This is a genomic window from Idiomarina sp. A28L (assembly GCF_000218785.1).
In the GTDB taxonomy this organism is placed as follows: Bacteria; Pseudomonadota; Gammaproteobacteria; order Enterobacterales; family Alteromonadaceae; genus Aliidiomarina.
On sequence record NZ_AFPO01000001.1, the window covers coordinates 69161 to 95660 of the forward strand.

The 26500-nt window shown below is 44.9% G+C and carries 20 protein-coding genes; 10 read left to right on the plus strand and 10 right to left on the minus strand.

What is annotated here, in order from left to right; translation table 11 throughout:
• The first annotated feature begins 124 nt into the window (after positions 1 to 124).
• The 6 genes from tig to A28LD_RS00365 all read left to right on the plus strand — a co-directional run bounded on the left by tig (position 125) and on the right by A28LD_RS00365 (position 8476).
• Positions 125 to 1429 (plus strand): trigger factor, encoded by a 1305-nt coding sequence (gene tig, locus A28LD_RS00340; RefSeq protein WP_007419063.1) that lies wholly within the window; start codon positions 125 to 127, stop codon positions 1427 to 1429.
• Between the two features lie 82 nt (positions 1430 to 1511).
• Positions 1512 to 2147: an ATP-dependent Clp endopeptidase proteolytic subunit ClpP gene (gene clpP, locus A28LD_RS00345; RefSeq protein ID WP_007419064.1), complete on the plus strand. Its 636-nt coding sequence runs from the start codon at positions 1512 to 1514 to the stop codon at positions 2145 to 2147.
• 47 nt (positions 2148 to 2194) lie between these two features.
• The gene (gene clpX / locus A28LD_RS00350) at positions 2195 to 3472 is read left to right on the plus strand and encodes an ATP-dependent protease ATP-binding subunit ClpX (RefSeq protein ID WP_007419065.1); all 1278 of its coding nucleotides are present in this window, start codon (positions 2195 to 2197) and stop codon (positions 3470 to 3472) included.
• A 115-nt stretch (positions 3473 to 3587) separates the two neighbouring features.
• Positions 3588 to 5945, plus strand: a complete 2358-nt coding sequence (lon, locus tag A28LD_RS00355) for an endopeptidase La (RefSeq protein ID WP_040486704.1) — start codon at positions 3588 to 3590, stop codon at positions 5943 to 5945.
• Positions 5946 to 6211: 266 nt separating this feature from the next.
• Positions 6212 to 6484 carry a nucleoid-associated protein HU-beta gene (gene hupB / locus A28LD_RS00360; protein WP_007419067.1) on the plus strand — a complete coding sequence of 91 codons (273 nt, stop codon included), beginning with the start codon at positions 6212 to 6214 and terminating at the stop codon, positions 6482 to 6484.
• A gap of 129 nt (positions 6485 to 6613) precedes the next feature.
• Positions 6614 to 8476 carry a SurA N-terminal domain-containing protein gene (locus tag A28LD_RS00365; RefSeq protein WP_007419068.1) on the plus strand — a complete coding sequence of 621 codons (1863 nt, stop codon included), beginning with the start codon at positions 6614 to 6616 and terminating at the stop codon, positions 8474 to 8476.
• A gap of 109 nt (positions 8477 to 8585) precedes the next feature.
• On the opposite strand, the gene A28LD_RS11770 is transcribed toward A28LD_RS00365, so the two are convergent.
• The 6 genes from A28LD_RS11770 to A28LD_RS00395 all read right to left on the minus strand — a co-directional run bounded on the left by A28LD_RS11770 (position 8586) and on the right by A28LD_RS00395 (position 15626).
• Complete coding sequence (locus tag A28LD_RS11770) at positions 8586 to 10301, minus strand: BatD family protein (RefSeq protein WP_007419069.1); 1716 nt, start codon at positions 10299 to 10301, stop codon at positions 8586 to 8588.
• 80 nt (positions 10302 to 10381) lie between these two features.
• Positions 10382 to 12187, minus strand: a complete 1806-nt coding sequence (locus tag A28LD_RS00375; RefSeq protein WP_007419070.1) for a vWA domain-containing protein — start codon at positions 12185 to 12187, stop codon at positions 10382 to 10384.
• Complete coding sequence (locus A28LD_RS00380; protein WP_007419071.1) at positions 12184 to 13191, minus strand: VWA domain-containing protein; 1008 nt, start codon at positions 13189 to 13191, stop codon at positions 12184 to 12186. The genes A28LD_RS00375 and A28LD_RS00380 overlap by 4 nt, the downstream gene beginning before the upstream one ends.
• Positions 13184 to 13654, minus strand: a complete 471-nt coding sequence (locus tag A28LD_RS00385; RefSeq protein WP_007419072.1) for a DUF4381 domain-containing protein — start codon at positions 13652 to 13654, stop codon at positions 13184 to 13186. The genes A28LD_RS00380 and A28LD_RS00385 overlap by 8 nt, the downstream gene beginning before the upstream one ends.
• Positions 13651 to 14661, minus strand: coding sequence for a DUF58 domain-containing protein (locus A28LD_RS00390; RefSeq protein ID WP_007419073.1), 1011 nt, complete (start codon positions 14659 to 14661; stop codon positions 13651 to 13653). The genes A28LD_RS00385 and A28LD_RS00390 overlap by 4 nt, the downstream gene beginning before the upstream one ends.
• A 5-nt stretch (positions 14662 to 14666) precedes the next feature.
• A complete protein-coding gene (locus A28LD_RS00395; RefSeq protein ID WP_007419074.1) occupies positions 14667 to 15626 on the minus strand; it encodes an AAA family ATPase in 960 nt (319 codons plus the stop codon).
• A 123-nt stretch (positions 15627 to 15749) separates the two neighbouring features.
• On the opposite strand from A28LD_RS00395, the gene fadI reads away from it, so the two are divergent.
• The 3 genes from fadI (at position 15750) to A28LD_RS00410 (ending at position 19534) form a co-directional block, all read left to right on the plus strand.
• On the plus strand, positions 15750 to 17063 hold the full coding sequence (gene fadI, locus A28LD_RS00400) for an acetyl-CoA C-acyltransferase FadI (protein ID WP_007419075.1): 1314 nt from the start codon (positions 15750 to 15752) through the stop codon (positions 17061 to 17063).
• Positions 17063 to 19192: a fatty acid oxidation complex subunit alpha FadJ gene (fadJ, locus tag A28LD_RS00405; protein WP_007419076.1), complete on the plus strand. Its 2130-nt coding sequence runs from the start codon at positions 17063 to 17065 to the stop codon at positions 19190 to 19192. The genes fadI and fadJ overlap by 1 nt, the downstream gene beginning before the upstream one ends.
• A gap of 144 nt (positions 19193 to 19336) precedes the next feature.
• The gene (locus A28LD_RS00410; protein WP_007419077.1) at positions 19337 to 19534 is read left to right on the plus strand and encodes a hypothetical protein; all 198 of its coding nucleotides are present in this window, start codon (positions 19337 to 19339) and stop codon (positions 19532 to 19534) included.
• A 14-nt stretch (positions 19535 to 19548) separates the two neighbouring features.
• Here the strand turns inward: A28LD_RS00410 and A28LD_RS00415 are convergent, their stop codons facing one another.
• The 4 genes from A28LD_RS00415 to nadK all read right to left on the minus strand — a co-directional run bounded on the left by A28LD_RS00415 (position 19549) and on the right by nadK (position 25636).
• The gene (locus tag A28LD_RS00415; RefSeq protein WP_007419078.1) at positions 19549 to 22308 is read right to left on the minus strand and encodes an insulinase family protein; all 2760 of its coding nucleotides are present in this window, start codon (positions 22306 to 22308) and stop codon (positions 19549 to 19551) included.
• 136 nt (positions 22309 to 22444) lie between these two features.
• Positions 22445 to 22792 (minus strand): outer membrane protein assembly factor BamE, encoded by a 348-nt coding sequence (locus A28LD_RS00420; protein WP_007419079.1) that lies wholly within the window; start codon positions 22790 to 22792, stop codon positions 22445 to 22447.
• A 147-nt stretch (positions 22793 to 22939) separates the two neighbouring features.
• Positions 22940 to 24619, minus strand: a complete 1680-nt coding sequence (gene recN, locus A28LD_RS00425) for a DNA repair protein RecN (protein WP_007419080.1) — start codon at positions 24617 to 24619, stop codon at positions 22940 to 22942.
• A gap of 117 nt (positions 24620 to 24736) precedes the next feature.
• Positions 24737 to 25636, minus strand: coding sequence for an NAD(+) kinase (gene nadK / locus A28LD_RS00430; protein ID WP_007419081.1), 900 nt, complete (start codon positions 25634 to 25636; stop codon positions 24737 to 24739).
• 207 nt (positions 25637 to 25843) lie between these two features.
• On the opposite strand from nadK, the gene grpE reads away from it, so the two are divergent.
• On the plus strand, positions 25844 to 26446 hold the full coding sequence (gene grpE / locus A28LD_RS00435; protein ID WP_007419082.1) for a nucleotide exchange factor GrpE: 603 nt from the start codon (positions 25844 to 25846) through the stop codon (positions 26444 to 26446).
• Positions 26447 to 26500: the final 54 nt, after the last annotated feature.

Here is a 26500-nt window from a genome sequence, read left to right on the forward strand (position 1 = left end):
TTTTTGGAGTAGCTTAAAAGTGCTGTGGCGCGTTGCGGTAGTAAATTAATGCAGCGTGATTACAAAATGATTAAAGCTACGGTAATACGAATGCACTATTTAGTGATGCTGAGGTAACAACGCAATGCAGGTTTCTGTTGAAGCAACTCAAGGTTTAGAACGCCGGATTACCATCTCTGTTCCGGCTGAGAAAATTGATAAAGAAGTTAAGAGCCAAGTACAACAACGCGCGCGCACCGTTCGTATGGATGGTTTCCGCCCTGGTAAAGTGCCAGTGAGTTTAGTTGCTAAGCGCTTTGGCCCTGCAATTCGCCAAGACGTAGTGATGGAACAAATCCAACGCCACTACATCGACGCTCTGGTACAAGAGAAAATTAATCCAGCGGGTGCTCCGCGCTTCGAACCAAAAGTTGACGAAGAAGGCAAAGACCTTGAATTCGTTGCTGTGTTTGAAGTGTATCCAGAGATTGAATTGAAAGATTTGGATAAAGTTAGTGTTGAAAAACCAGTAGCATCAGTTAGCGATGCAGATCTTGAAAAGATGCTAGAAACTTTACAGAAGCAACATGCTACTTTTGAAGAAGTAAAGCGTGGTGCTAAAGAAGGTGACAAAGTAACTTTCGATTTCCTTGGCCGTGTTGATGGCGAAGAATTTGAAGGTGGCAAAGCTGAAAACTTTGAATTGGAAATGGGCCAAGGCCGCATGATTCCTGGTTTTGAAGATGGTATGAAAGGGCTTAAAGCAGGCGCTGAGAAAACTATCGAAGTAACCTTCCCAGAAGATTACCATGCAGAAGATTTGAAAGGTAAAGTTGCTGAGTTTGATCTTGTAATCAAAGCAGTAAACGCACCTCAATTGCCTGAGCTAAACGATGAGTTCGCAACTCAGTTCGGTATTGGCGATGGCGGTATTGAAGCGTTACGCACCGAAGTTCGTAAGAACATGGAACGCGAACTTAAAAATGCGGTAAAAAACAAAGTTAAGCAACAAGTAATCAAAGGCTTGTTAGCAGCCAACGATGATGTTCCAGTGCCTGCGGCAATGAAAGAACAAGAAGTTAAAGTTCTTCGTCAGCAAGCTATGCAACGTTTTGGTGGTAACGGGCAGAATATGCCAGAGTTACCAGCAGAGTTATTCTCTGAGCAAGCTGATGAACGCGTTAAAGTTGGCTTATTACTCGGTGAAGTAATCCGTGGTAATGAGTTGAAAGTAGATGAAGCTCGTGTTCAAGATATGATCGAAAACACGGCCTCTGCGTATGAAGATCCGAAAGAAGTGATTGCATACTACAAAGAAAACGCTGAAGCCAAACAGCAAGTTGAAAACGTAGTATTGGAAGACCAAGCAATCGATTTCGTGCTCGAGAAAGCAAAAGTTACTGAGAAAGAGTTTAGCTTCGATGAAGTGATGAACCCTCAAGCAAAATAAGCATTTGCTGAAATTCTCAGGAATTGGTTTAATGGCTCGGGTTAATGTATCCGAGCCATTTTTTTTAGGAGTGAATTAGCTAATGGGAAATACTTTACCGGATCCGATGGCCGCGTTAGTGCCGATGGTAATTGAGCAAACAGCAAAAGGTGAGCGTTCATTCGATATATACTCGCGTTTATTGAAAGAAGGGATTATCTTTTTAGTTGGCCCTGTTGAAGAGCAAATGGCGAACTTAATCGTTGCGCAAATGTTGTTTCTTGAATCAGAAAACCCGGAAAAAGATATTTATCTTTATATCAACTCTCCCGGCGGTTCGGTAACTGCGGGCATGGCGATTTACGATACGATGCAATTTATTCGTAATGATGTATCAACGATCTGTATTGGCCAAGCTGCTAGTATGGGTGCATTCTTATTAGCTGGTGGCGCTAAAGGTAAGCGGTTTTGTTTACCGAATTCACGAGTAATGATTCATCAGCCGTTAGGTGGCTTTCAAGGCCAAGCTTCTGATATCGAAATTCATGCTCGTGAAATCATGTATATTAAAGATAAGTTGAATCGAATTTTAGCGGAACACACAGGCCAAGATATTGAGCGTGTGGCGAACGATACCGATCGTGATAACTTTATGAGCTCGGAACAATCGGTAGCTTATGGTATTGTTGATGAAGTATTAAGCCATCGCGGTGCCGAAAAAGGCATAGCGAAAAAGTAAGCGAATTAATTAAGTAAAAGTACATATTTTGTGTACTGGAGAAGTGAATGACGGATACAACATCTGGCACCAGTAATAGCAGTAAAGCGCTTTACTGCACCTTCTGCGGCAAGAGCCAGCACGAAGTAAAAAAACTTATTGCAGGGCCATCGGTCTTTATTTGTGATGAGTGTGTTGATCTGTGTAACGATATCTTGAAAGAAGAAATCAAGAATATTTCGCCCCAAGCTGGTGAAGATCAGTTACCAACACCAAAAGAAATACGCCAACACTTAGACGATTACGTGATTGGCCAAGACCATGCAAAGCGTGTTCTTGCAGTAGCGGTTTACAACCACTACAAGCGCCTTCGCAATGCTGGTGTACACGATAATATTGAGCTCGGTAAAAGTAACATCTTGCTTATTGGCCCAACGGGCAGTGGTAAAACACTACTTGCAGAAACATTGGCGCGTTTCTTAGATGTTCCATTCACCATGGCTGATGCTACAACGCTTACGGAAGCAGGTTATGTGGGCGAAGATGTAGAAAATATTATCCAAAAGCTTTTACAGAAATGTGATTATGATGCGGCGAAGGCTGAACGCGGAATTGTTTATATCGATGAAATCGATAAAATTTCGCGGAAATCAGATAACCCGTCGATAACTCGAGATGTATCAGGTGAAGGCGTTCAGCAGGCTTTACTGAAGCTAATCGAAGGTACGATTGCTTCTGTTCCTCCGCAAGGTGGCCGTAAGCACCCGCAACAAGAATTTGTGCAAGTAGATACGTCTAAAATTCTATTTGTGTGCGGCGGAGCGTTCTCAGGATTAGAAAAAGTAGTACAGCAACGTTTGGCTACAGGTTCTGGTATTGGCTTCGGCGCGAAGCTGAAATCAAGTTCAGATAGCAACCAAGTTAACTTGTTAACACAAGTTGAGCCTGAAGATTTGGTTAAGTATGGCCTCATACCTGAATTTATCGGACGTTTACCGGTACTAGCAAGTTTAACTGAGCTTGATGAAGATGCTTTAGTGCAAATTCTTGGTGAGCCGAAGAATGCAATTACCAAGCAATATGCTGCCTTGTTAGATATGGAAAATGTAGAGCTGGAATTCCGGGAAGATGCATTGCGAGCAATTGCTAAGAAAGCGATGCAAAGAAAAACGGGCGCTCGAGGGTTACGTTCTATTGTTGAAGATGTTTTACTTTCAACGATGTATGAGCTCCCCTCCATGACAAACGTGAGTAAAGTGGTTATTGATGAGACGGTGATTACCGGTGAATCTGATCCCATATTGATTTACTCGAAGCTAAAAGATGCGCAAGCATCGGGTGAATAATCAACAAAAGGGGCCATCCGGCCCCTTTTTTATTGCACAGCCATTGAACTTTATCGGATAAGCCGCATATTAAGGGTATATCAGATTTTTTGGACACTAAAATATGGGAACAGTGATGACAGAAGAAAGCGGAAAACGTCAGGGCATTCCGGTATTACCTTTACGTGATGTAGTGGTATATCCACACATGGTAATTCCATTGTTTGTTGGCCGGGAGAAATCGATTCGGTGTCTTGATGCTGCAATGGATAATGATAAGCAGGTGTTCCTAGTTGCACAAAAAGACGCAGGTGTTGAAGAGCCTAGCGCTGATGACATATACGAAGTAGGTGCAATTGCTACTATTTTACAAATGCTTAAACTTCCAGATGGTACGGTTAAGGTATTAGTAGAGGGTGTTCAACGTGCGAAGGTAACGGCGTGGCAGCCTGAGGGCGATTTCTTCCGTGCAGATATCGAACCGTTGATTACCGAGCCTATGGAAGAAAAAGAAGAGGAAGTGCTGGTTCGTTCAGCGCTGAACCAATTTGAAGGCTACGTAAAGCTAAACAAGAAAACTCCGCCCGAAGTGCTTACTTCTTTAAACGGTATTGATGATGCCGATCGTTTGGCCGATACCATGGCTGCTCACATGCCACTAAAACTTGCTGATAAACAGCGAGTTCTGGAAATCATTCAAATTCAAGAGCGCTTAGAACACCTAATGGCGTTGATGGAAGGTGAGATTGATATTCTTCAGGTAGAAAGAAAAATCCGCAACCGGGTTAAGCAGCAAATGGAGAAAAGCCAACGCGAATACTATTTGAATGAGCAAATGAAAGCGATTCAGAAAGAGCTTGGTGAAGGCGAAGATGGCGTTGATGAATTCGAAGTGCTAGCGAAGAAAATTGACGAAGCACAAATGCCCAAGGAAGCGTTCGATAAAACCAAATCTGAACTTCAGAAGTTACGCATGATGTCGCCTATGTCGGCAGAAGCAACTGTAGTGCGCAGCTATATCGAATGGATGACGGGAGTTCCTTGGTACAAAAAATCGCGAGTGAAGAAAGATTTAACACAAGCAGAGAAGATTTTGAACGAAGATCATTTTGGCTTGGAAAAAGTGAAAGAACGTATTTTAGATTACCTTGCGGTACAGCAACGCAGTAAGAAAGTGCGTGGGCCTATTCTTTGTTTAGTGGGCCCTCCTGGGGTTGGTAAAACATCCTTAGGGCAATCAATTGCCAAAGCAACAGGGCGAAAATACGTGCGTATGGCGCTTGGTGGCGTTCGCGATGAGGCGGAAATTCGCGGCCATCGCCGTACCTATATTGGTTCAATGCCGGGCAAATTAATGCAGAAAATGGCCAAAGTGGGCGTTCGTAATCCGTTATTTTTACTGGATGAAATCGATAAAATGGCCTCTGATATGCGCGGTGATCCTTCCTCGGCTTTACTTGAGGTACTCGATCCGGAACAAAATAGCGCCTTTAATGATCATTACTTAGAAGTTGATTATGATCTTTCCGATATCATGTTTGTTGCTACCTCCAATAGTATGAATATCCCAGCGCCGTTGCTAGATCGAATGGAAGTTATTCGCCTTTCGGGTTACACCGAAGACGAGAAGTTAAATATTGCTAAGCGTCATTTGTTAGATAAACAGCTTGAACGAAATGGTTTGCGTAAAGGTGAGGTAGATATTACTGACGAGGCGATTCTCGGCATTATCCGCTATTACACTCGTGAAGCGGGCGTTCGGAATTTAGAGCGAGAAATCTCTACGTTATGCCGCAAATCTGTACGCCGGATTTTGTTGGATAAGAAGTTGAAAAAGGTAACCATTAAACAAGATAATCTTGAAGATTTCTTGGGTGTGCAACGTTTTGATTTTGGTAAAGCTGAAGACGAAAACCAAATTGGCCAAGTTACTGGCTTAGCCTGGACGCAAGTAGGTGGTGATTTGCTTACCATAGAAGCTACGAACGTAACGGGTAAAGGTAAGGTAGTTTGCACCGGTTCATTAGGTGATGTTATGAAGGAATCGATTAGTACCGCCATGACAGTAGTTCGAAGCCGAGCTGAACGTTTAGGAATCGCTAGTGATTTTCATGAAAAGCGCGATATTCATGTTCATGTTCCTGAGGGCGCAACACCAAAAGATGGCCCGAGTGCAGGTATCGCTATGGTTACCTCGTTAGTATCTTCACTTACTAACAATCCAGTTAGAGCCGATGTTGCCATGACAGGTGAAATAACATTGCGCGGTGAGGTATTAGCTATTGGTGGTTTGAAGGAAAAATTACTCGCAGCGCACCGTGGCGGTATCAAGCGAGTGTTGATTCCAAAGGATAATGAGCGAGATTTAAAAGAAATTGCAGACAATGTGAAGGCGGATCTTCAAATATTTCCGGTTCAGTGGATAGATGACGTACTTCGCTTAGCTTTGGCTGAAGATCCTTATAAGCCTAAGAAAAATAAAGAAAAAGAGTAATTTTTTGGGTGTTTAAAGGGGCTTCTACTAGCCTCTTTACGTAAAAATTGTTAATTTAAAGCGAAAAAATGCTTTTCATCCAAAATCACTGTGATAGCCTAGAGTCTAGTGCCCGCCCTTGTCATTAAAGGCATTCGGAGTGGTTGGGTAACTCAAAATAGCATTTTGAAATGCTTGAACTAATGGTATAAGCTTGTTATAAACTTGTCTGTACTATTTTAATGGAACTAAAAAACTCCATAATAACAATCTAAGGGGATGACACTGTGAATAAGTCTCAACTAATTGACAAAATCGCAGCAGACGCAGAACTTTCTAAAGCAGCTGCTGGACGCGCACTTGATTCTTTTATCAGTACTGTTACTGAAGCTCTTAAAAGTGATGACCAAGTAGCATTAGTAGGTTTCGGCACTTTCACTGTTCGTGAGCGTTCTGCTCGCACAGGCCGCAACCCACAAACTGGCCAAACAATCCAAATCTCTGCTGCTAAAGTACCAGCTTTCAAAGCCGGTAAAGCACTAAAAGATGCGGTAAACTAAGAAGTAAGCATTTTAAAACCGCCGCGAAAATTGTGTTATACTTCGCGACGAGATGACTGCAAGAAGCGCATCTTCCGATGCGCTTTTTTCATGTTAATGGTTCAATAATTGCTGGTGGAAAGAGTAACGATGCTCGATAGGATACGTGAGGGCACACAGGGCCCGGTGGTAAAAACCATCCTGTTTATAATTATACTTGCTTTTGCGTTTACTGGGGTGAGTGCATACCTTGGTGGCAGCGTTGATGATTACGTGGCTAAAGTAAACGACAAAGAGATTTCTCGCGCTGATTTCGACCGTGCTTACCAGAGCCAACGGGCAACAATGGAACAGCAGTTTGGTGAAATGTTTTCACTACTAGCAGCCGATGAAAACTACATGCGTGAAATGCGTGTGGGGGTGCTTGAACAAATGATTGAAGAAGAGCTTGCGGTTCAGCTTGCTAGCGAAATGGGCTTGGCGCAATCAGCGAATGCATTACGCAATGCAATTCGGCAAATGCCTGAGTTTCAGCTTAATGGGCAGTTCAGTAATGATATGTATCTTCGTCAACTAAGCAACGCTGGCTTTTCGCCAACAATGTTTCGTGATTACTTGCAGCAGCAAATGAGCCGCGTTGCTCTGATGCAGGGTGCATTTGGCAGCGAATTTGTTTTAGATAACGAAAGCGAACGTTTGCAAGTATTGCAAAATGAGCGCCGTAGTGGCCGCTATGCTCTAATCTCAGTAGACGATTACATTTCAGGTGTAGAATTAACAGACGCTGAAATTGAAGAGTTTTATTTCGAGAATCAAGATGCATTCCGTCAAGAAGAACGTATTCAACTAGCTTACGTAGAGCTGAGTTTCTCTGATGTTTTGGCCACCATTGAAGTTGATGATGCTGAAGTTCGTGCTTACTACGATAGCAATCCAGGTGCGTTTAGTAGCCAAGAATCACGTTCAATTGCTCATATCCTTGTTGAGTTTGGTGAGAGCGAAGACGCTGCATTGGAGCGCATTCGTGAAATCCAATCACGCTTGGAAGCCGGTGAAGATTTTGCAGAGCTGGCGGCTAACGAATCTGATGATATTTTTTCTGGCCAAGATGGTGGTGAACTAGGGTTGTTAGAACGTGACACTCTTGATCCAGATTTGGAAGATGCAGGTTTCGCATTATCCGCTGAAGGTGAAGTATCTGATGTTGTGCGTTCGGAGTTTGGTTATCACTTAGTGAAATTAACTGACCTCAGTGCGGCGGCTACCACAAGCTTTGCTGAAGTTGCGGATGATATTCGCGCCAATATTGCTCAAGCTGAAGCTGAGCGAGTTTACTTTGAACAGCAACAAGAACTGGCACGCATTTCATTTGAGGTTGATCACACGTTAGCTGAAGCTGCTGAAGCGCTCGGTTTAACTGTGCAAACATCTCCTTGGATTAGCCGGGCTGAAGCAGTGGCTGGTTTTGATGATACAAGCTTATTGCAGCAAGCCTTCTCTGCTGATGTCAGCGAACTCGGTTTGAATTCAGAGCTGATTGAATTAGATGATAGAAGCTTAGTTGTTCGTGCTTCTGAATATGTTGCGCCGAGGGTGCAGGATTTAGCCGATGTGCGCGCTGATATTGAATCGTATCTAGCTGCGGAAAAGGCAGAAGGGTTAGCTGCTGAACGTGCCCAAGAAGTGTTAGCTATGGTTGAAGCGGGCGAAAGTGTTGATGGTATCGAGTTTATCGATATTCAATCCGCAACACGTTTTGGCAGCAATTTGCCCGGTGCGGTGCGCCAACAGCTGTTTAGAATGCCAGTTTCTGGCGCATCTGAGTTTGCACAAGTAACACTTGGCAACGGCGATGCTGCGATTATTGAGCTGATAGATATGCAACCGGGAGTAGTTGACGATGAGGACGCGGAGCGTTCGAAACGACAGCTAGAGAGCCAGTATGCTGAATTAGCTTACCGTGCAGTGATGGACGCACTGAAAGCTAATGCAACGATTCAGCGCCGCTTATAATTCTTGTTTGGGGAGTATTCACTTCCACAGTAAGTAGCTAAAAAAATAAGGGCCCGATACAGAAATATGTATCGGGCCCTTTTTATATATTAAACAGTTATCTGCAGGATTAGTTTGTTGGATACAGGCTTGGTAGCGAATGCTTAGCTTCCGGCTCCACTTGATGTAGGCGCTGTACTTCCGCCCAGAGTGCTTTACCAGATTGCCACTCTTGATTGTTATTACCATATAGCGCCGCTTCTAAGCGCTGAATTTCTTCTTGCAACTTGCGGCTCTCTAATCCTTTAGCTAGGGCAAATAGCCCGTGAGCTGTTTGCCCTGTTCTTGCTTTGTACCATGCGAGTAGGGCGGTGCGAGTGGCCGCTGGATTATTTGCCCGGCAAGCTTGCTTAAGCTCATGCAGAGGCTTGCGAACCTTTTGAGGTACGCCTTGCGGGTTGGGCTTCTTTACCCCTTTTTGCTGAAGCCAAATTAATAAAATAATGGTTAGAATCCAAAGCACGCAGAATATAACAGCCGCAAATTGCCAATACGAAAGCAGTTTCTGTTGATTCTCTATGAGCATTTCGCTCTCGGCTAGCTCAGGCAGCTCTGTACTTTCATTTATAGAGCTAAGCTCGCCTGTATCATTAGCTGGCGAGTTTTGCGCCGTTCCGGGTATAGCAAGACCACCAGGTGGCGATAACACGGTGACGGTGCGTTCTGGGAGCTTTGCGTACTCTATTTGATTGGTACGCGTATTCCACCAAGGGACCTGTACAGCAGGGAGGGTAAATTCGCCGGCACTTGCAGGTACTAACGCCGTGGTATAAACGGCTCGGGCAATTGATTTGCCGCGAATAACACTCGCTTCAGTTTGCCCTCGATCTGGGTAAACTCTTATCTCCTCGGGATATTCTAAATTCAGATCAGGTAATTGCTCTGGCCGCACACCAACTGCAGTAACAATTAGGCGCCGAGTAATCGGCTCGCCAATAGTAAAGCTACTGCTATCAGGTTCCCATTGTTCCTCAATACTCACACGTTCACTCGGTAGCCATGTTCCTGGGAAGCTGGCTGGGCGAGGCTTAACAGTGATTTCGATATCTGCAGAACGAGCGCTTACCGGCTCAATTCGTCCCAAAGCACTAAATCCAGATGATGGCATTCGCCTTACTTGGCCATCGAAGCGAACGCCAGGAATAGTAGTGCTTCCGCTGCGTCTAGGCGTAATGCCGTAGTTACGCGTAAGCACTTGAAAGCGTCGGCCATCGATTATTTCCTGCGATTGCCGGTCTTGCCCGAGTTGTTCAACAGTAACGTTTTCAATAGTAGGTAGGCCTAAACTACCATTTTCTAATTGGTCAGCTACATAGAGTTTAACTGTGTAGGTAAGTTGTTGTTGTACGTACGCCGAATCGTTATCTAAGCTTGCTTCAATAAAGTAGTTTCGCTCTTCCGGTGCTTGTTCACTGGCGGCTAGCACCTGCACTGAAATGGGTGCTGTTTGTGCAGTGCCAATCGTAATTGCCGGAATTTCGTATTCGCCTGATCGAGGCGCAACTAACGAAACCCGCCATTCGGTTGAACGAGAAACCTGATTATTAATCATCGTTGAGCTGCTGTTTACCGATGTTCCTCGTATCTCAAAATCTTCGATCCAGCGTTCAGCAGAAAATGCATTGCGCGGAAGGCTTTCATCGCTAGTAACGGTTAGAACAAAGGCTTCATATTCAACAACCGGATTTCGATCAATGCTGGCAGTAGCCTGCTGTGCATAGCTTGGTGCGCTAAAAATGAGTAAGCAAAAAAGAAATACAGCCAAACAGCCGGTAAATTTATTCATGTTCGAAACCTCAAATGCGAAATTGCGCAATGTATTGATACAGCGAAGAGATAAGCTTGTTGGGCGATAAAATTCGTTCACTAATTACCTCCGGGCGGAGTTCTTAAGCGGCGCCGTTGGGCTTCTAATAACAACCTGTTTCGCAATAAGATAGCTGGGTCATCATCAACGCGCCGCAGTAACTGTTCGAGTTCTTCAGCTTCTTCGGCAGAGAGCGCCTCGAGCTGAGCCGCTCGTGCTTGTTCCTCGTTGAGCTCCTCATCGCTATCTGGCAGAACTCCTTCGTTTTCATCTGCAGTGCTGCCTTCTTCATTTGAGTTGCCGCTATCGTTCTGGCTTGGCTCATTTTCTGAGGCTTCTTCATTCCCTTGCTCTTGTTGTTCGCTTTCGGAATCTTCGCTTTGTTCACTTTCGGTATCTTGTTCTTCTGATTCTGAATCTTTTGAATCAGCATCACCATTTTCACCGGAATTTTCTTCTTGTTGCTCGAAAAGCGATTTGACTAGCTCATAGTTTTCTTGTGCTTCGGCCCACGTTGCACGCTCAGCCAAGGCTTGCTGATAGGCGGCTAAGGCTGATTCTAGTTCACCTAAGTTGGCGAGAGCATTGCCTAGGTTGAAATAGCCTTCAGGCGAATTTACCTGTGCAAAGCTCGCGGCTGCATTGGCATACTCCTCGGCACGATACCAAGCCATTCCTTGCGCCATTGGGTTTGAATAATTTTCTGCGGCCTGTTTGTAATTGCCGGCACGAAATTGCTCTTCAGCATATTGCTCGCGGTTACTAAAGGGTAACTTCCAAGTGGATACTTTTCGTGAATCCTGAGCCGTTGGCTCACGCTCAGCCGTTAACTCTTGCTGGGCTATAACCGGTTTTGGAATCAACAGGACCAACAATAGAATACTCCATACCGCACCTTTACGTGCAGCTAGGAGTACAAGAGGAACTAACAAAAGAGCTAACCAAGGGGCGGCATCTCGCCACTGTTCGCCTTGCTGCGATGATTCTGAAACGTCGCTTTGGGGCCTAGAAAAATCAGTGATTGTTGCAATGTCACTACTATCAACAGTTGCTGCTACAAAACGCCCACCTGTTTCGGTGCTAATTCGTTGTAAGTATTCAGGTATGAGCCGGGCGATAACCACTCGGCCCGAGGCATCTCGAAATAACTCTCCTTGGCTATCACGAATGGGTGCTCCCTCTGTTGTTCCTGCCGCCAGAATAGATACTCGATGATTGTTGCTACGGAAAAATTGCCGTAAATCTTCCATATCGCGCTGAGAAATACCGCTTGTGAGCCAAATGATTTCGCCCTCCGCATAGCCTGCCGCAGTGAGGAGCCGATCGGCCTCGCGCATTGCTAACAATGGATCGTTGCCGGGAGTAGGCATCACTTCGGGCGTAAGTACTTGTAAGCTCTGAAGAATAGTAGCGCTATCGCGCGTAAGAGGAGTTACGGTAAAGGCATCACCGGCATAAGCAATAAGGCCTAATTGCCCGGTGTTGAACTGGTTTACAATATCAATTGCCTTGAAGCTTAAGCGGGTAAAGCGATCCGGATTAGTATCTTGAGCACGCGTTTGCATACTGGCATCCAAAACAATAACAGCGCCCTGATCTTGATTAAATAAAGGCACTGCTGTTCGCTGCCAACTAGGGCCCGCAAGGCTAAAAATAGAAATTAAAACGCCCGTAATTATAGCGTAGAAAGGCCAATTAGATGATTTTGTAACATTACCTTGCAATAACCGTTGGCTAAGGTGAGGTGCAATGAGTTGCTGCCAGTTATTGCGCTTATGCATGTGAGCACGTAACCACGGCAAACTAATTGCCCAAGGTATCAATAACCAAAGCCATTCTGGCCGAAGAAAGTGAAATTCGCTCATTCACTAGTACCTGTTAATCGTTGCCAAATTTGCTGACCAAAAATAAGCCGAATAAAATAGATAAAGAAAAGCCCTAACCCAAAGGCTAGTGGCCAATGCGCCAAGCTAGTATGGGGCCGGAAAAACTGTTCATCGGAAGAAATCGGTTCGAGTGAATCGATGGCGGCATAGATCGATTCCATATCGCCTTCACTTTTGGCACGGAAATACTCGCCCCCGGTAGTTCCAGCTATCGTTGCTAGAAAACTTTCATCTAGATCACTACTCGGATTTATTCTGCGTTCACCAAATAGGCCCCGAACTGTCATTTCCTCGGCACCAATACCAATGGTATGAATCTTCACATCGTGATTTCGGGCTAGGTGAATGGCTTGTTCAGCATTAATAGCGCCCGAATTAATCATGCCATCGGTAATCATTAATACCACGCGCTCGCTGGTTTCGCGCTCGTTGAAGTAACGAATCGAGAGCGCAATGGCATCGCCAAGTGCTGTGCGTTCCCCCGCTAAGCCTATTCTTGCTTCTTCGGCTAACTGCGCAACCGTTTCTAGATCGCTAGAAATCGGAACGTATACGTGCGCCGAATCGGCATAAACAATCAAGCCGATACGATCGCCTTGCCTACGGCGAATAAAATCGGCCAAAATTTTATGCGCGGCCTCTAAGCGCGATGCTCTTCGGCCGTTATAAGTCATATCGTCCATTTCCATACTGCCGGAAAGATCCAGCGCTATCATTATTTCCCGCGCTTCAGGATTAATTGGAATTGGTTCGGAAAGCCAATGTGGCTGAGCAATAGTTGCCAGTATTGATAGCCAAATAAGTAGCGGTAGTAACCATAATCGGTGCTGCGATTGTATCCCTGAAGTATCCGCTGGCCGCAGAAATCGCGCTTGTGGTAACCAAAGAGCAGCACTTGCACTTTTCGCTGCGGGTAATAACCAGCGCGCCAACAATGGGAGCGGTAATAGAGCAAAGGCCCATGGCCATGCGAATTCAAACATTTGGCCTCCGCTTCGCTGTTTTTGGCAGACCAAAAAGCAACCATTGGCGAATACAAGTTGCGTATTGCTCTATGTTTTCCGGTGTTCCCGGTTGATACATTCGCGCGCTAAACGGTTGTATCTCGGCGGCAAACGCCGCTTGCTTATGTTTTGGCATGGTTTGAATTAGAAAGCGATGCCAATCACTGCCTTGTAGGTGCGCCACTTGATCTGCCGGCCAAACCTGTAAAGCCGCTCTTTTCGCCAGCGTATTTAATGCACTTAAACTGGTTTGATGTGCTGGAATTTGGGATAAAGCAGCTTTGCTAACGCGATGTCGTTTTATATATTGGCGGCGTACATAAACCAAGCTGATAAACACCAACAGCAGGGCAATGGCAATTACCCAGTATCCCCATGGTAAAGGCCACCAATGTGCGCTTTCTGCAGGCACAATATCGTGCAGTTCAGCTAACGGATTCATACGCTTTTCCTCTGCTGAAACCATTGCGTGCTAACAGGGGCCGCGGCTGTTATTGCGGTTACTCGCACGCCGGCCCGGCGCAAACCTTGTTCGCGTTGGCTTTGCCATAGCGCAGCTTGCTGTTGCCATTTCTTGTGATAATCTGGGTTTGAAAGAAACAGCGTATGTTGCTCTTTACCATCGTAAATATCGATATCACGAAAGAAGTTACTGGGTAAATTTTCTTCAAATGGATCGGTAATCATAATGGCGGTAACGGTATGATGTTTACGTAAAACCTGTAATAGTTTAATCGTTTCAGCATCTAACTCACTAAAATCACTAATAATAACGATATCGGCTCCAGGCCGGCATAGCTTAACAAGCCGCCGTAGCTGTTGCGCTAAATTTTGATTACCACCAGCCGGGGTTGATTGTTGCCGTTTTTCGGACGAATGGCTTTGAACCGGTGCAGCCTCAGGGTGTATTGCAATCAATTGGCGCAGAAACAGGAGAGCGCCATGTTGCCTTGCCTGCGGTTTTATTTCCATGTGTTGTTGGCTGTTGTAGATTAATCCCCCAACACGATCGCCTCGTTGCACGGTATGCCAAGCTATTCCTGCAGCTACATGGGCAGCTTGCAATGATTTGAGCATCAGCTGTGAGCCAAACCACATGCTATTGCTGAAATCGACACAAAGAAAAACAGGGCGTTCCTTTTCTTCGCGAAATAATTTTGTATGTGTTTGCCCTGTGCGAGCCGTTACCCGCCAATCAATGGCACGAACATCATCACCCGCTTGATAATGCCGCACTTCATCAAACTCCATCCCGCGGCCGCGTGTTTTACTCAAGCGTTGGCCCGCTTGCGCAGACGAACCGCTAGCTTTCGGTACCGGCAATCTTAACGGCTGATGGCGATATTTTAGCAACTCAGCCATACATGGATACACACCATCGCTGTGCGCATGGGCTAACCACTCGCCTATTTCTTTTCCATTCAAGCTAGTAATGCTTTGTTTTTGCATATCAATTAAGGCGCCGGAACCAATTCAAGAATGCGGTCAATTACGCGATCTTTGCTGATGCCTTCAGCTTCAGCTTCGTAGCTTAAAATTATTCGGTGGCGCAAAACGTTGTGAAGTAAGGCGGCTGCATCATCCGGGGTCACGAAATCACGGCCATCTAGCCAAGCTCTCGCTCGAGAACTACGATCTAGTGCAATAGTAGCGCGCGGGCTAGCTCCAATTGCCAGCCAATTCGCAAGCTCGGCATCATACTTTTCCGGTTCACGAGTTGCCATAATGAGGGCAACTAAATATTCCTCTACCGTGTCGTCCATGTGTAAGGTGAGTAATTCTTTGCGGGCAGCAAAAATAGCTTCCTGAGTTAGCGGCTCCGCCATCTTACTAGTACCTTGAATACGTTCATTGCGAGTAAGGCGTAATATTTGTTGTTCTGTTGTAGCGTCGGGATAATCTAAGCTTAGGTGCAATAGGAATCTATCTAACTGTGCTTCCGGTAGCGGATATGTGCCCTCTTGTTCCAATGGGTTTTGCGTTGCCATTACCGTGTACAAGGCCGGTAATGGATATGTTGTGCGGCCAACACTGATTTGCCGCTCCGACATTGCTTCAAGTAAAGCACTTTGTACCTTTGCTGGTGCACGATTAATTTCATCAGCTAGAATAAGGTTATGGAATAAAGGGCCTTGTTGAAAAATAAACTCACCGCTCTCAGGGCGGTAGATATCAGTGCCGGTAAGATCAGCGGGGAGTAAATCAGGTGTAAACTGCACGCGTTGAAAATCAGCTTCGATACCATTAGCAAGCGCTTGTACCGCGCGTGTTTTTGCTAAGCCAGGTGGGCCTTCAACGAGTAAATGGCCATCGGCTAAAATGGCAATTAACAAGTGCTCAGTTAACGTGGGTTGGCCCAACACTTGAGTTTCTAGATACGATTGTAACTGCTTAAATGCAACTACTGCTGTCATAACACCCTCATTTATTTCTAACGTGCGAAGTGCTTATCTTACGTCTATGGTTTTATTTTTCTACATTTGTAAGTAGAATCATGAGATAAATTGTGGTCAGACCACTAATTACAGGGGTAATCTATGTCATCTTTACAACAAAATCTACGCACTGCGAAGGGAGATCGTATCGCGATCGTCGCGGGTTTACGAACTCCATTTGCAAAACAAGCTAGCTTTTTCCATGGCGTACCAGCACTTGATATGGGTGCTATGGTGGTGCAAGAGTTGATTCAAAGAACAAATCTTGATCCGAGCTTGGTTGAGCAGGTTGTTTACGGCCAAGTTGTGCAGATGCCTGAAGCCCCAAATATCGCTCGCGAGATTGTCCTTGCAACGAGCCTGCCCGTCAATACCGATGCTTACAGTGTTAGCCGCGCTTGCGCTACAAGCTTCCAAACTGCGGTTAACGTAGCTGAAGCCATGTTAGCGGGATCTATCTCAGTAGGTATCGCCGGTGGTGCTGATTCCTCTTCGGTGTTACCCATCGGTGTTTCAAAAACGCTAGCTCGCGCTTTGGTTGATTTAAATAAAGCCCGTAGCCTCGGCCAACGCTTAAACATTTTAAAACGCTTAGGTTTAAAAGATTTAATGCCGGTTCCACCTGCAGTAGCAGAGTACTCAACTGGCTTAAGTATGGGGCAAACCGCCGAACAGATGGCAAAAACTCATAATATTAGCCGCGAAGATCAAGATAAGCTGGCTCATCGTTCTCATCAGCTTGCTCATGAAGCATGGGAATCAGGGAAGTTGGCTGAAGAAGTTATGGTTGCTCATAGCGCTCCATACAAAGAGTTTCTGGAGCGTGATAATAATATCCGGGCCAATTCAGATGTAGCCAGTTACGCTAAGTTACGGCCTGTGTTTGATCGCAAACACGGTACCGTAACTGCAGCGAACGCAACACCACTTACAGACGGCGCATCAGCGGTATTAATGATGACAGAGAGCCGCGCTAAAGAGTTAGGGTATAAACCGTTGGGCTATATTCGCAGCTATGCTTTCGCTGCAATTGATGTGTATGAAGATATGTTGATGGGGCCTTCTTATGCTACGCCGTTGGCGTTAGATCGCGCCGGCATGACGCTAGCGGATTTAGATATTATTGATATGCATGAAGCTTTTGCTGCGCAAACATTGGCCAACGTGAAAATGTTTGCGAGTAAGAAATTTGCGGAAGAAAAGTTAAACCGTACTAGTGCGATTGGCGAAATTGATGAAGCGAAGTTTAATGTTCTCGGCGGCTCTTTGGCATATGGGCATCCGTTTGCGGCAACCGGCGCACGAATGCTTACGCAAGTATTACATGAGCTTAATCGCCGAGGTGGCGGAACCGCATTAACCACAGCTTGTGCTGCAGGCGGTTTAGGTGCAGCAGTAATCGTGGAGACAGAATAATGGAACAGAATCAAAAAAGTGCATTTAGTTTAGACGTTCGTGACAACGGCATCGGCATTATCACTATCGATGTGCCAGGCGAGAGCATGAACACGCTGAAATCAACGTTTGCCGATGAAGTGGCAAAATTGATGGAAACCATTGAGAGTAATCGTGACCTTAAGGGGCTTGTATTTATTAGTGGTAAGCCGAGCTCGTTCGTTGCCGGTGCCGATATCAGAATGATTAATGAATGTGAAACCGCAGCTGATGCAGAAAGTTTAGCGCGCCAAGGGCAAGCATTATTTGATCGCATAGAAGCGCTTAAAATACCGGTAGTTGCTGCTATTCATGGCCCCGCTCTCGGTGGTGGCTTAGAACTTGCCTTAGCTTGCCATGTGCGAGTTGTTAGTGATTCGCCAAAAACAGTTTTAGGCCTGCCGGAAGTGCAACTTGGTTTACTCCCTGGTTCTGGGGGTACTCAGCGCCTACCTCGCCTTGTGGGCGTGCAGCAGGCTTTAACATTAATGCTGACAGGCAAGCAGCTACGGGCTAAGCAAGCACTGAAAATGGGCTTAGCCGATGAAATGGTTCCGCAAAGTATTTTGCTAGAAGCGGCTGTAGAGCAAGCTCTTAAAGGTAAGCGAAAAGCGAAGAAGCCGAAGTTAAACCTATTTAGTAAAGTTTTAGAAGGCCCGCTCAGCTCTATTTTATATAAGAAAGCGCGTGAGCAGGCGCAAAAGAAAGCGCATGGTAATTACCCAGCAATTGATAAAATTATTGATACCGTTGCGCAAGGCATGAACAAAGGCATGAAAGCTGGTTTAGCTTATGAAGCTAAGCAATTCGGCGAGTTGGCAATGAGTGATGTTTCTTATCAATTACGCAATATCTTCTTTGCTACTACCGAAATTAAAAAAGAAACCGGAGCCGATGGTGTGAAGCCTGAAGCGGTTAAGAAAGCGGGTGTGCTTGGTGGTGGTTTAATGGGTGGTGGTATTGCTCATGTAACCATTAGCAAAGCGAAAGTTCCGGTGCGTTTGAAAGATATAAATCAGGAAGGTATTAAAAATGCACTGGCATACCACCACAAGCTTTTATTACCGAAAGTAAAACGTAAAATTATTCGGCCTACTGAGTTGCAGCAGCAAATGCTTATGCTTACCGGAACGGTTGATTACAGTGGCTTTAAAGATACCGATATAGTGATTGAGGCGGTATTTGAAGATTTAGATTTGAAACAAAAGATGGTTGCAGATATCGAAAAAAATGCGGCTGAGCATACTATTTTTGCTACCAATACATCTTCTTTACCGATCACACAGATTGCTGCGAAGGCAGCTCGGCCTGAACAAGTTATTGGTTTGCACTATTTCTCGCCGGTAGAAAAAATGCCGTTAGCAGAAATTATTACTCATGAAGGCACTTCAAAAGAAACTATTGCAACTACGGTTGAATTTGCCAAACGGCAAGGCAAAACTCCGGTAGTGGTTAAAGACGGCGCGGGCTTCTACGTTAATCGTATTTTAGCCCCGTACATGAATGAAGCGGCGCGTTTGTTGCTTGCAGGTGAGCCTATTGAAGTGTTGGATAAAACTTTTGTTAAATTCGGTTTCCCAGTAGGGCCTATTACCCTGCTTGATGAAGTTGGAATTGATGTTGCCGGCAAGGTGGCACCAATTCTTACCGATGCTCTTGGCGAGCGCTTCCGGGCGCCGAATGCATTCAATAAACTACTAGATGATGGCCGGAAAGGGCGCAAGAGCAAAAAAGGTTTTTACCTTTATGATGGCAAGAAAAAGGGTAAGCATGTAGATAGCTCTGTATATCAAGTGATAGGAATCTCACCATCAGCAAGTTTAGCTGCCGATGAAATGATAGAGCGATGCGTATTGCCCATGTTGAACGAGGCGGCTTGGTGTTTACAAGATGATATTATTCGTTCACCACGCGATGGCGATATTGGCGCAATTTTCGGAATTGGTTTCCCTCCATTTCGAGGTGGGCCGTTCCGCTACATGGATAGCCTTGGAATCGCGAATGTTGTAGCACGTTTACAGCACTACGCAGAAAAAGAAGGCGATCGTTTCAAACCGTGTGATTTATTAATTGAAATGGCGGCTGAAAATAAACAGTTTTATAGCAAGTAATAGGGTTTGGGGCCACCAATACGAGTAGTTGTTTGTTTACTGTTAGCTATTGTATTGGTGGCATAACACCTGTGTAAATGCGGTTGGCTCGGTAATTTTATATAATAAAGTTTGTATTTATTATAGAAATAAGGGGAATAGTGAATGCTATTTTTGATCCTCCTAGCTGTTATTTCTGCCGCATTTTATTATATTCAAGCCTGGCAGCACGCGTTAGGCCCGCGCCGTTGGGCTTTAATGGGCTTGCTGTTCGGGCCTTTTATTCTTCCAATGTTTCGTACACATCAGCGTATGCGTCGATTAAAAGCGCAGGGCAGAACTGCCGTTCAATTTAACGCCTAGTAAGCTTTTGCAGGTTAGTGTGCGGATTTGGTTGATGCAAGTGTCATGGCCGATAGCTGTTCACCGAGCCTAGATTGACAGAATTTGATAAATTCACTCAATGTTGCCGTTTCTACTACCGCAGCTACTTCACTAGCGAGTGTGAACTCGCCATGGTTATTGATAATAGAACTCCAGTAGCGTTGAGCACGAACCCTTAGGCTTAATGCAGGATCTATCAAATGGCTTAAAACCGCAGTTTGTGCACCTTCAAATACGGATTCTGCAATCGTTTCTAATTGCTCAGTAAACGCTTGAATAAAGCTCTGAATCGCTGCATTAATTTGTTCAGTGGTGTGGCTTGGCGATTGCACGTAACACAGCAAGCCCGGTAACCCATGCATGGGAATATAACTAGAACCCACCAAATAACCTAATTGCTGCTCTGTTCTCAAGGCATTAAAAAAGCTTGGGTTGAAGATATGATTCAATAATAGAAAATGGGCTTTCTCTTGCAGCGATGTACTCTGACCTTGAACAAAGAAAGCGAACGCGGAATCACTGTGTTCGTTATGAAAATGGGTTGCAGTAATTCCTGTGCCCAAACGCTTCACTGAACGCAATGCTTTGGTTTTCTGTATAGGCACCACCGGTAATGTTTGTTCTACCCACTGTGCTAGCTCTAAAGCGGTTTCAGCTCGAATATCGCCATGTATTAAAAGCTTAGCTTGAGCATCTCGAAGCATACCGGGGAGCAGGTTACAGTAATGTTCGAAATCAAGATCTTCAATACTAGCCGCAAGTTGTTCTGCGGTGTAAGAGCCGTGCTGAAGTTGGTGATGTAACAATGAAAACAAATGATTCACTGGTTTGTTCTGGTGAATAGCATGCCAGTTACGGTGCAGCTGTTTGCGAACGGAATGAAAATGCTGCTGACTCGAGCGCAAGGCTGCTAAAGAACGCATAAGATCTTTAAATAAAGTTGGCTGGCGATCTGAAAAACCTGCCAGATGCAGTGTTATTCCCGATTGTTGCGGATACAAGTTAAAGTGCATACCGGCTACTTCAGCATCGTAAAATTGCTCGCTTAAAAGTTCTTGCCCTAGCTCACACCAAATTCGGCTTATCGCATTATTGCGTGCGCTAGCGTTAGCAAGTGGCAACTGCAGAGATAGGTAAATATGCGCTTGCGGCTCTCGAAAATGTTCATCTTGCAAATGCCAAAGAGTTACTCCGTTACCATCACAAAGTTGGCTGGGGTAATAACCGCTACGCTCACAACTCGTTACCTGTCGCTTCCCTAATGGAGCACTAATTGGATTTGGTGTAATTCTTTTCGGAATGTAAGGGTTTGCCTGCGGCACGGAAAACTGAGCTTCATAAGTTGCAGCTAACGGCTTTTTCAATTTATTCAAATGTTCAGCGGAAAAACGTTCTATTGCATAATCAGCAGCATAAAAATGCGTTTTTTCGCTGGTAACAACATCATTATGAATGAGGGTTGCACGGGTGTTTTCTGGCACCATTTGAGCCAACATTTGTTTAGCAAGCTCTACCTTTAAACCATCCATTCTGTAATCGCCGCTAACGATATGCTCTGGCTCGTAATGCAGCATATTTATCGATAGCTGCGATACTAGATCAACCGTTTTCATTGATTCTGGAAATTGGTAAGCAAGTTCGATCATTCGCTGCCGTTCACGGTAAAGCGCGTCGGTTAATCCTTCTGCGGAGATGATATTTATGTATTGGTAACAAGCTTGCATAATTTCATCAATATGGCTCAGCCCTTCGTCAGTGAGCTGCATATTAATATTGAAATCTTTGAAATTATAACCACTCATACCACCGCCGGCGGAGAGTTCATTAATCCAATGCTGGCGGCGAAGGAAAAAGCATAAACTTCCGGGGCCTTCATGACCTAGCAAGTGCGCAATGTAACTCGTTGTTTTATGTAAATAATCAGTGTTAATTTCCGGCAATGGAAAGGTAAGAATCAATCTGGCCGCTTGTTTAAGAGGGCGAACCCGGATAAGGCAGCCTCTTTGTTCTGGCAGATACATGGGCTCGTTAGGTAAATTTGGTTTCACCTCTCCAGCGGGTAGGCCCTGAAAACTTTTTATGGCTAAGCTTTGGAGTTCATCTAATGTGTTTGGCCCCGCTACAACAAGTGCAGCATTTTGCGCAACATAGTAACGTTGGTGAAAATCCTCTAATCGTTGCCGAACTTTCATCGCATGGCTATCAGCAAGCGTAACAGCATTGCCAACAGAGAACTTGGAAAAAGGATGAGCGGGATTTGCTGTAGCTTTATTAACTTCGTATAAACGGCGCAGTTCGTCTTTGAGTTTCAGGCGATACTCCGCTTCAATAGATTGGCGCTCCTTTTCAACCCATTCATCATTTAGCAATGGTTCAATGAATAAGCTACCGAAATGCATTAATGTTTCGGCAAAGCCTGGGTGCGCTGTGGTGAAGTAATAGTTGCTGTGCTCAGTACCGGTCCACGCATTAAAATGCCCTCCATGAGCGTTGACACGGGTAGCGAAGGCATCGGCTTGTGGGAATTCTTTAGTGCCAAGAAATAATAGATGCTCGAGGAAGTGGGCTATACCAGGCGCTGAACTTGGATCTTGGAAGTGACCGGCATTAACAGCAAAAGAAGCTGCGCTATGTTGGCTACTCGGGCTATGCACTAGTAACACTCGTAGGCCGTTGGGCAAACGAAGCGAGCGGTAAGTGTGGATATCCGCGGAACTAGATTCTGGCGTAAGGATGGTGTTGCTTGAGTTCATCTGTGTTAGCGCTCTTAAATCGAACCGTTGGCATCGCCGCTGGTTTAAATTAGGGACCAATTACAGTTCTGTAGTTACTCGAGCAACACCAATCAATATAAGTTTACAGAACTGCAGCTAAGCCAACGCTATCAGATTACGATTCAAGTGGTGTATAAAAATCATCGTGAGGCTTAAAATCACCTTCAATTGATGCAACCACATCGTTTTCAAATCGAACCGTTAATGCTCGAGTTATAACGTCACCCCGACCAGGCTTCATTCTAAACACATAGTGCCACTCGTCATTGCGGAAAATGTTTTCAGATACTGGTGAACCTAATACGAAACGAACTTGATCTCGGGTCATACCAACACGAAGATTATCGACATCACGTTGCTCAAGGTAATTACCCTGTGGGATATCTATTTTGTAAACTAAAGGATCAATAACTGCACAGCTTGTAACCGCGGTTGCAAGGGCAAGCGCTAATAAAATTCTCATATAAAACCCGAATTACCTATTTCAGACATTTGCGTCAGAAGTGAATCTTAGCTTAAAAGGAACCCCAGATGCCACCCATCCGAGGTTTTTATTCGTCTGCAATATGCGATAAAAGTTCCCATTACCTGCAATTAAGTAACTTTAGCGCTATCCAGCAAGCAATTCTCGAGCATTCGCTAGCGTGTGGTTTGTTATCGTATCACCACCCAATAACCTAGCTAATTCTTCAATTCGTAGCTCATCATTAAGTGCACGCATTGATGTTATTGTTTTACCAGATTCAGTACGTTTACTAACAAACATTTGTTGGTGAGCACGCGCTGCTACTTGTGGTAAATGAGTAACGCACAATACTTGGTTGTGTTGCCCTAGTTGGCGAAGAAGCTTACCTACGGTTGCAGCTGTAGGCCCACTAACACCTACATCTACCTCATCGAAAATCATAGTGGGTAAATTATCTTGCCCAGCGGTGAGAACCTGAATAGCTAAACTTATCCGTGAAAGCTCGCCACCAGATGCTACCTTATTGATAGCCTGTTGTGGCTGACCCGCATTCGCCGATACTAAGAAGCGAACATGATCGATACCTTGCGCAGAAGCATATTCACTACTATTGGCATCAACGGCTACCGAGAATTCGCCATCAGGCATGTTTAATTTGTGCATAGTTTCGGTAACGTGAGCCGCTAATTTAGACGATGCTTTAATTCGATTTGTACTCAGTTGCTTTGCAAGTTCAACGAAAGTTTTTTCTGCATTACTAATTTCAGTGTCAATTAAATCTAAGCGCTCAGTTGAAGCGGTTAAGCCAGCCAGTTCTTCGCGCAATTGTGTATGAAGCTGAGTGAGTTGTTCTGGAGCAATTTGATGCTTTTTAGCTAATTGCATCGCCAAACTCATCCGCTTTTCGCAATCCGCGAGTAATTCCGGATCGAGGTCAACGCCATCTTGATAATGACGAAGCTCACGAGCAGCTTCTTCAATTTGCACTCCGGCATCATTTAGCATTGCCACAATAGGTTGCAACGTATTATCTAGTTCGGCACTACCATTTAAGCGTTCAATTACTGATTGTAATAAGGTGAACGCATTGTTGTGCTCACCATCGTAAAGGCAATTTAAACTGAACTGGCTATCTTCGAGGAGCCCGGAAGCATTAGCCAAACGTTTGTGATCGGATTCTAATTCGCGGAACTCTTCAGCTGATAAGTTAAAATCATCGAGTTCACTTACTTGATATTGTAAAAGCTGCCGGCGAGATTCTTGCGCATCTTGTTGCTCGATTAGTTTACGTTGTTCCCGGACAAGGGCTCGCCAATCGCGAAACGCTTTGCTTACTTTGTTTAACAATTCGCCGTGATTTGCAAATTGATCAAGCAGTGAGAGTTGATACTCAGGCTTCATGAGTAAATGATGATCATGTTGACCGTGCAAACTTACCAACATACCGCCTAATTCACGTAATAAAGAAACTGGCACTGGGGCTCCGTTAATGAAGCCCTTAGAGCGGCCTTCGGCAGTTAGCGTGCGGCGAATAATGCAATTATCTTCATTGTCATCAGCATCATCGAGCATTTCATGGTCAGCTAACCATTGCATAACCATAGGCAACTGATGCACGTTAAAACTAGCGGTAACTTCGGCTCGTTCGCTATCTGGCCGCACCATTGAGCTCTCTGCGCGAGCTCCTAGACAAAGGCTTAGTGCATCAAGTGCAATTGATTTACCGGCACCGGTTTCACCGGTTATCGCGGTCATTCCTTGATGGAAATCAATGGTTAAGTTATCAACAATTGCAAAATTTCGAATATGAAGCTGTGTCAGCATGATTGCCTCCCAGAGCAGTTACTGGAATACTGTTACTGTTTATTTATACAGTAAATATACAGTAGTTATCCAGTAGTGCAAGTGGGCGTTGAAAAAATATGCAATAACCATTGTGTTTTAGAACAAACGGCTACCCCAATTCAATTTGTTTCTCAGCACATGAAAGTAATTATAATCGGTAGGGTGAATAAGCCGTAACGCCTGTTTTTGGCGAGTAATAGAGATTTTAGCACCGGTAGGAACTGGCAACTTAACGTGGCCATCGCAGCTAATATGAAGCGGCTGATCATCCGGGGCTACACGCACCTGAATAACACTATCACCGCCCACTACAATGGGCCGGCTGCTCAGCGTATGGGGGAACATAGGTACTAAAGTTATGGCATTTAAGCCAGGATAAAGAATAGGGCCGCCAGCCGAGAGAGAATACGCAGTAGAGCCTGTTGGTGTGGCGATAATTAAACCATCAGAACGTTGGCTAAAAACAAATTGGCCATCAACATCAACCTCAAATTCCAGCATATGGGCTACTTGATCGGAATGCAGCACTACCTCATTCATGGCGTTAGCGCGGTGTAATATTTCGCCATTCAATTCAATTTTGGCATCGAGCAAAAACCGTTGCTCTATATTGTAATTGCCAGTAAGTACCGCTAATAGCTTTTCGCTTGCTTCATCGGGTGCCAAATCAGTAAGAAAACCCAAGTTTCCACGGTTTACTCCGATTACCGCAATATTATGTAAGCTTAATTTTCTGGCGGCGCCGAGCATTTTGCCATCACCCCCGATAACAATGGCTAATTCAGCTTGCTCACCAATTTCAGCAAGGCCCGCTCGCTTTACTTGCGGTGGAAACTCTGCATCTGGCCCGGATGAATCAGCAAGCACCTGATAACCGTGCTCAATCAGCACGCGCGCTATTTGCGTTAGGGTTTCTAGCGCCGTTTCAGAATTTTTTTTGCATAACAGGCCAATAACTTGAAAAGGTGGGTTGGCTGGTGCTTTGGCTTCGGGCATATCAATCTCCGCATGAAGGATAGGCATTAAGCTACGGTTTTTAGCCGAATAGATCAATAAGTGCGTTATTACAAAATTTATCCTTGAATTCGAAATTACCGGCCCCATATTCGAAAGCAAGCAATGATGAGCGATTGAAAAAGCGATGATTAAGCATGCATTGCAATCACTCGCACAGCACAAAATATGATGAATATGGAGCAAGGCATGAGCGATAAAAGCAAAGCGGAAGAGCAACAAAAGCAAGAAATAGAAGTTGAGAGTGCGGAAGATCAAGTACTTGATGCTGCTGAGCAAGTAGAAGTTGCGAACGAAGATTTCGAACCGGAACTCGATTCAGAGAGCTTGCAGCAAGAAGTAACGGCTTTGCGTGCTGAAGTACAACTGGAGCGTGAAAAGGCCTTGCGGGTTGCGGCAGAAGCCGAAAATGTTCGCCGCCGTGCAGCTCAAGAAGTTGAAAAAGCACGTAATTTTGCCTTGGAGAAATTTGCCGGCGAGCTTCTGGCTGTTATCGATAACTTAGAACGCGCGCTGCAAACAATTGATCGTGAAGATTCTGCCCAAGCTAATTTAGCTGAAGGCATTGATATGACCCACAAAGGTTTCATTCAAACCATCGAAAAATTTGGTTTAGAAGTAGTAAACCCGGAAGGGCAACCATTTAACCCACAGCAACATGAAGCTATGGGAATGCAAGAAAACGCAGATTTACCGCCGAATACGGTAATGCATGTAATGCAAAAAGGTTATCTGTTAAACGGCCGGTTGTTACGCCCGGCAATGGTAATGGTTTCGCGCGCCGCTAGTTAATAGTTGGCAAATAAAAGCGAAAGACCTTGTAATTAGTATTGAAATTCTAGCAGG

Bases quoted from the DNA above. Each gene is read 5' to 3' on its own strand.
- tig (WP_007419063.1), top strand. From the start codon at position 125: ATGCAGGTTTCTGTTGAAGCAACTCAAGGTTTAGAACGCCGGATTACC.
- clpP (WP_007419064.1), top strand. From the start codon at position 1,512: ATGGGAAATACTTTACCGGATCCGATGGCCGCGTTAGTGCCGATGGTA.
- clpX (WP_007419065.1), top strand. From the start codon at position 2,195: ATGACGGATACAACATCTGGCACCAGTAATAGCAGTAAAGCGCTTTAC.
- lon (WP_040486704.1), top strand. From the start codon at position 3,588: ATGACAGAAGAAAGCGGAAAACGTCAGGGCATTCCGGTATTACCTTTA.
- A28LD_RS00365 (WP_007419068.1), top strand. From the start codon at position 6,614: ATGCTCGATAGGATACGTGAGGGCACACAGGGCCCGGTGGTAAAAACC.
- A28LD_RS11770 (WP_007419069.1), bottom strand. From the start codon at position 10,301: ATGAATAAATTTACCGGCTGTTTGGCTGTATTTCTTTTTTGCTTACTC.
- A28LD_RS00375 (WP_007419070.1), bottom strand. From the start codon at position 12,187: ATGAGCGAATTTCACTTTCTTCGGCCAGAATGGCTTTGGTTATTGATA.
- A28LD_RS00380 (WP_007419071.1), bottom strand. From the start codon at position 13,191: ATGTTTGAATTCGCATGGCCATGGGCCTTTGCTCTATTACCGCTCCCA.
- A28LD_RS00385 (WP_007419072.1), bottom strand. From the start codon at position 13,654: ATGAATCCGTTAGCTGAACTGCACGATATTGTGCCTGCAGAAAGCGCA.
- A28LD_RS00390 (WP_007419073.1), bottom strand. From the start codon at position 14,661: ATGCAAAAACAAAGCATTACTAGCTTGAATGGAAAAGAAATAGGCGAG.
- A28LD_RS00395 (WP_007419074.1), bottom strand. From the start codon at position 15,626: ATGACAGCAGTAGTTGCATTTAAGCAGTTACAATCGTATCTAGAAACT.
- fadI (WP_007419075.1), top strand. From the start codon at position 15,750: ATGTCATCTTTACAACAAAATCTACGCACTGCGAAGGGAGATCGTATC.
- fadJ (WP_007419076.1), top strand. From the start codon at position 17,063: ATGGAACAGAATCAAAAAAGTGCATTTAGTTTAGACGTTCGTGACAAC.
- A28LD_RS00410 (WP_007419077.1), top strand. From the start codon at position 19,337: ATGCTATTTTTGATCCTCCTAGCTGTTATTTCTGCCGCATTTTATTAT.
- A28LD_RS00415 (WP_007419078.1), bottom strand. From the start codon at position 22,308: ATGAACTCAAGCAACACCATCCTTACGCCAGAATCTAGTTCCGCGGAT.
- A28LD_RS00420 (WP_007419079.1), bottom strand. From the start codon at position 22,792: ATGAGAATTTTATTAGCGCTTGCCCTTGCAACCGCGGTTACAAGCTGT.
- recN (WP_007419080.1), bottom strand. From the start codon at position 24,619: ATGCTGACACAGCTTCATATTCGAAATTTTGCAATTGTTGATAACTTA.
- nadK (WP_007419081.1), bottom strand. From the start codon at position 25,636: ATGCCCGAAGCCAAAGCACCAGCCAACCCACCTTTTCAAGTTATTGGC.
- grpE (WP_007419082.1), top strand. From the start codon at position 25,844: ATGAGCGATAAAAGCAAAGCGGAAGAGCAACAAAAGCAAGAAATAGAA.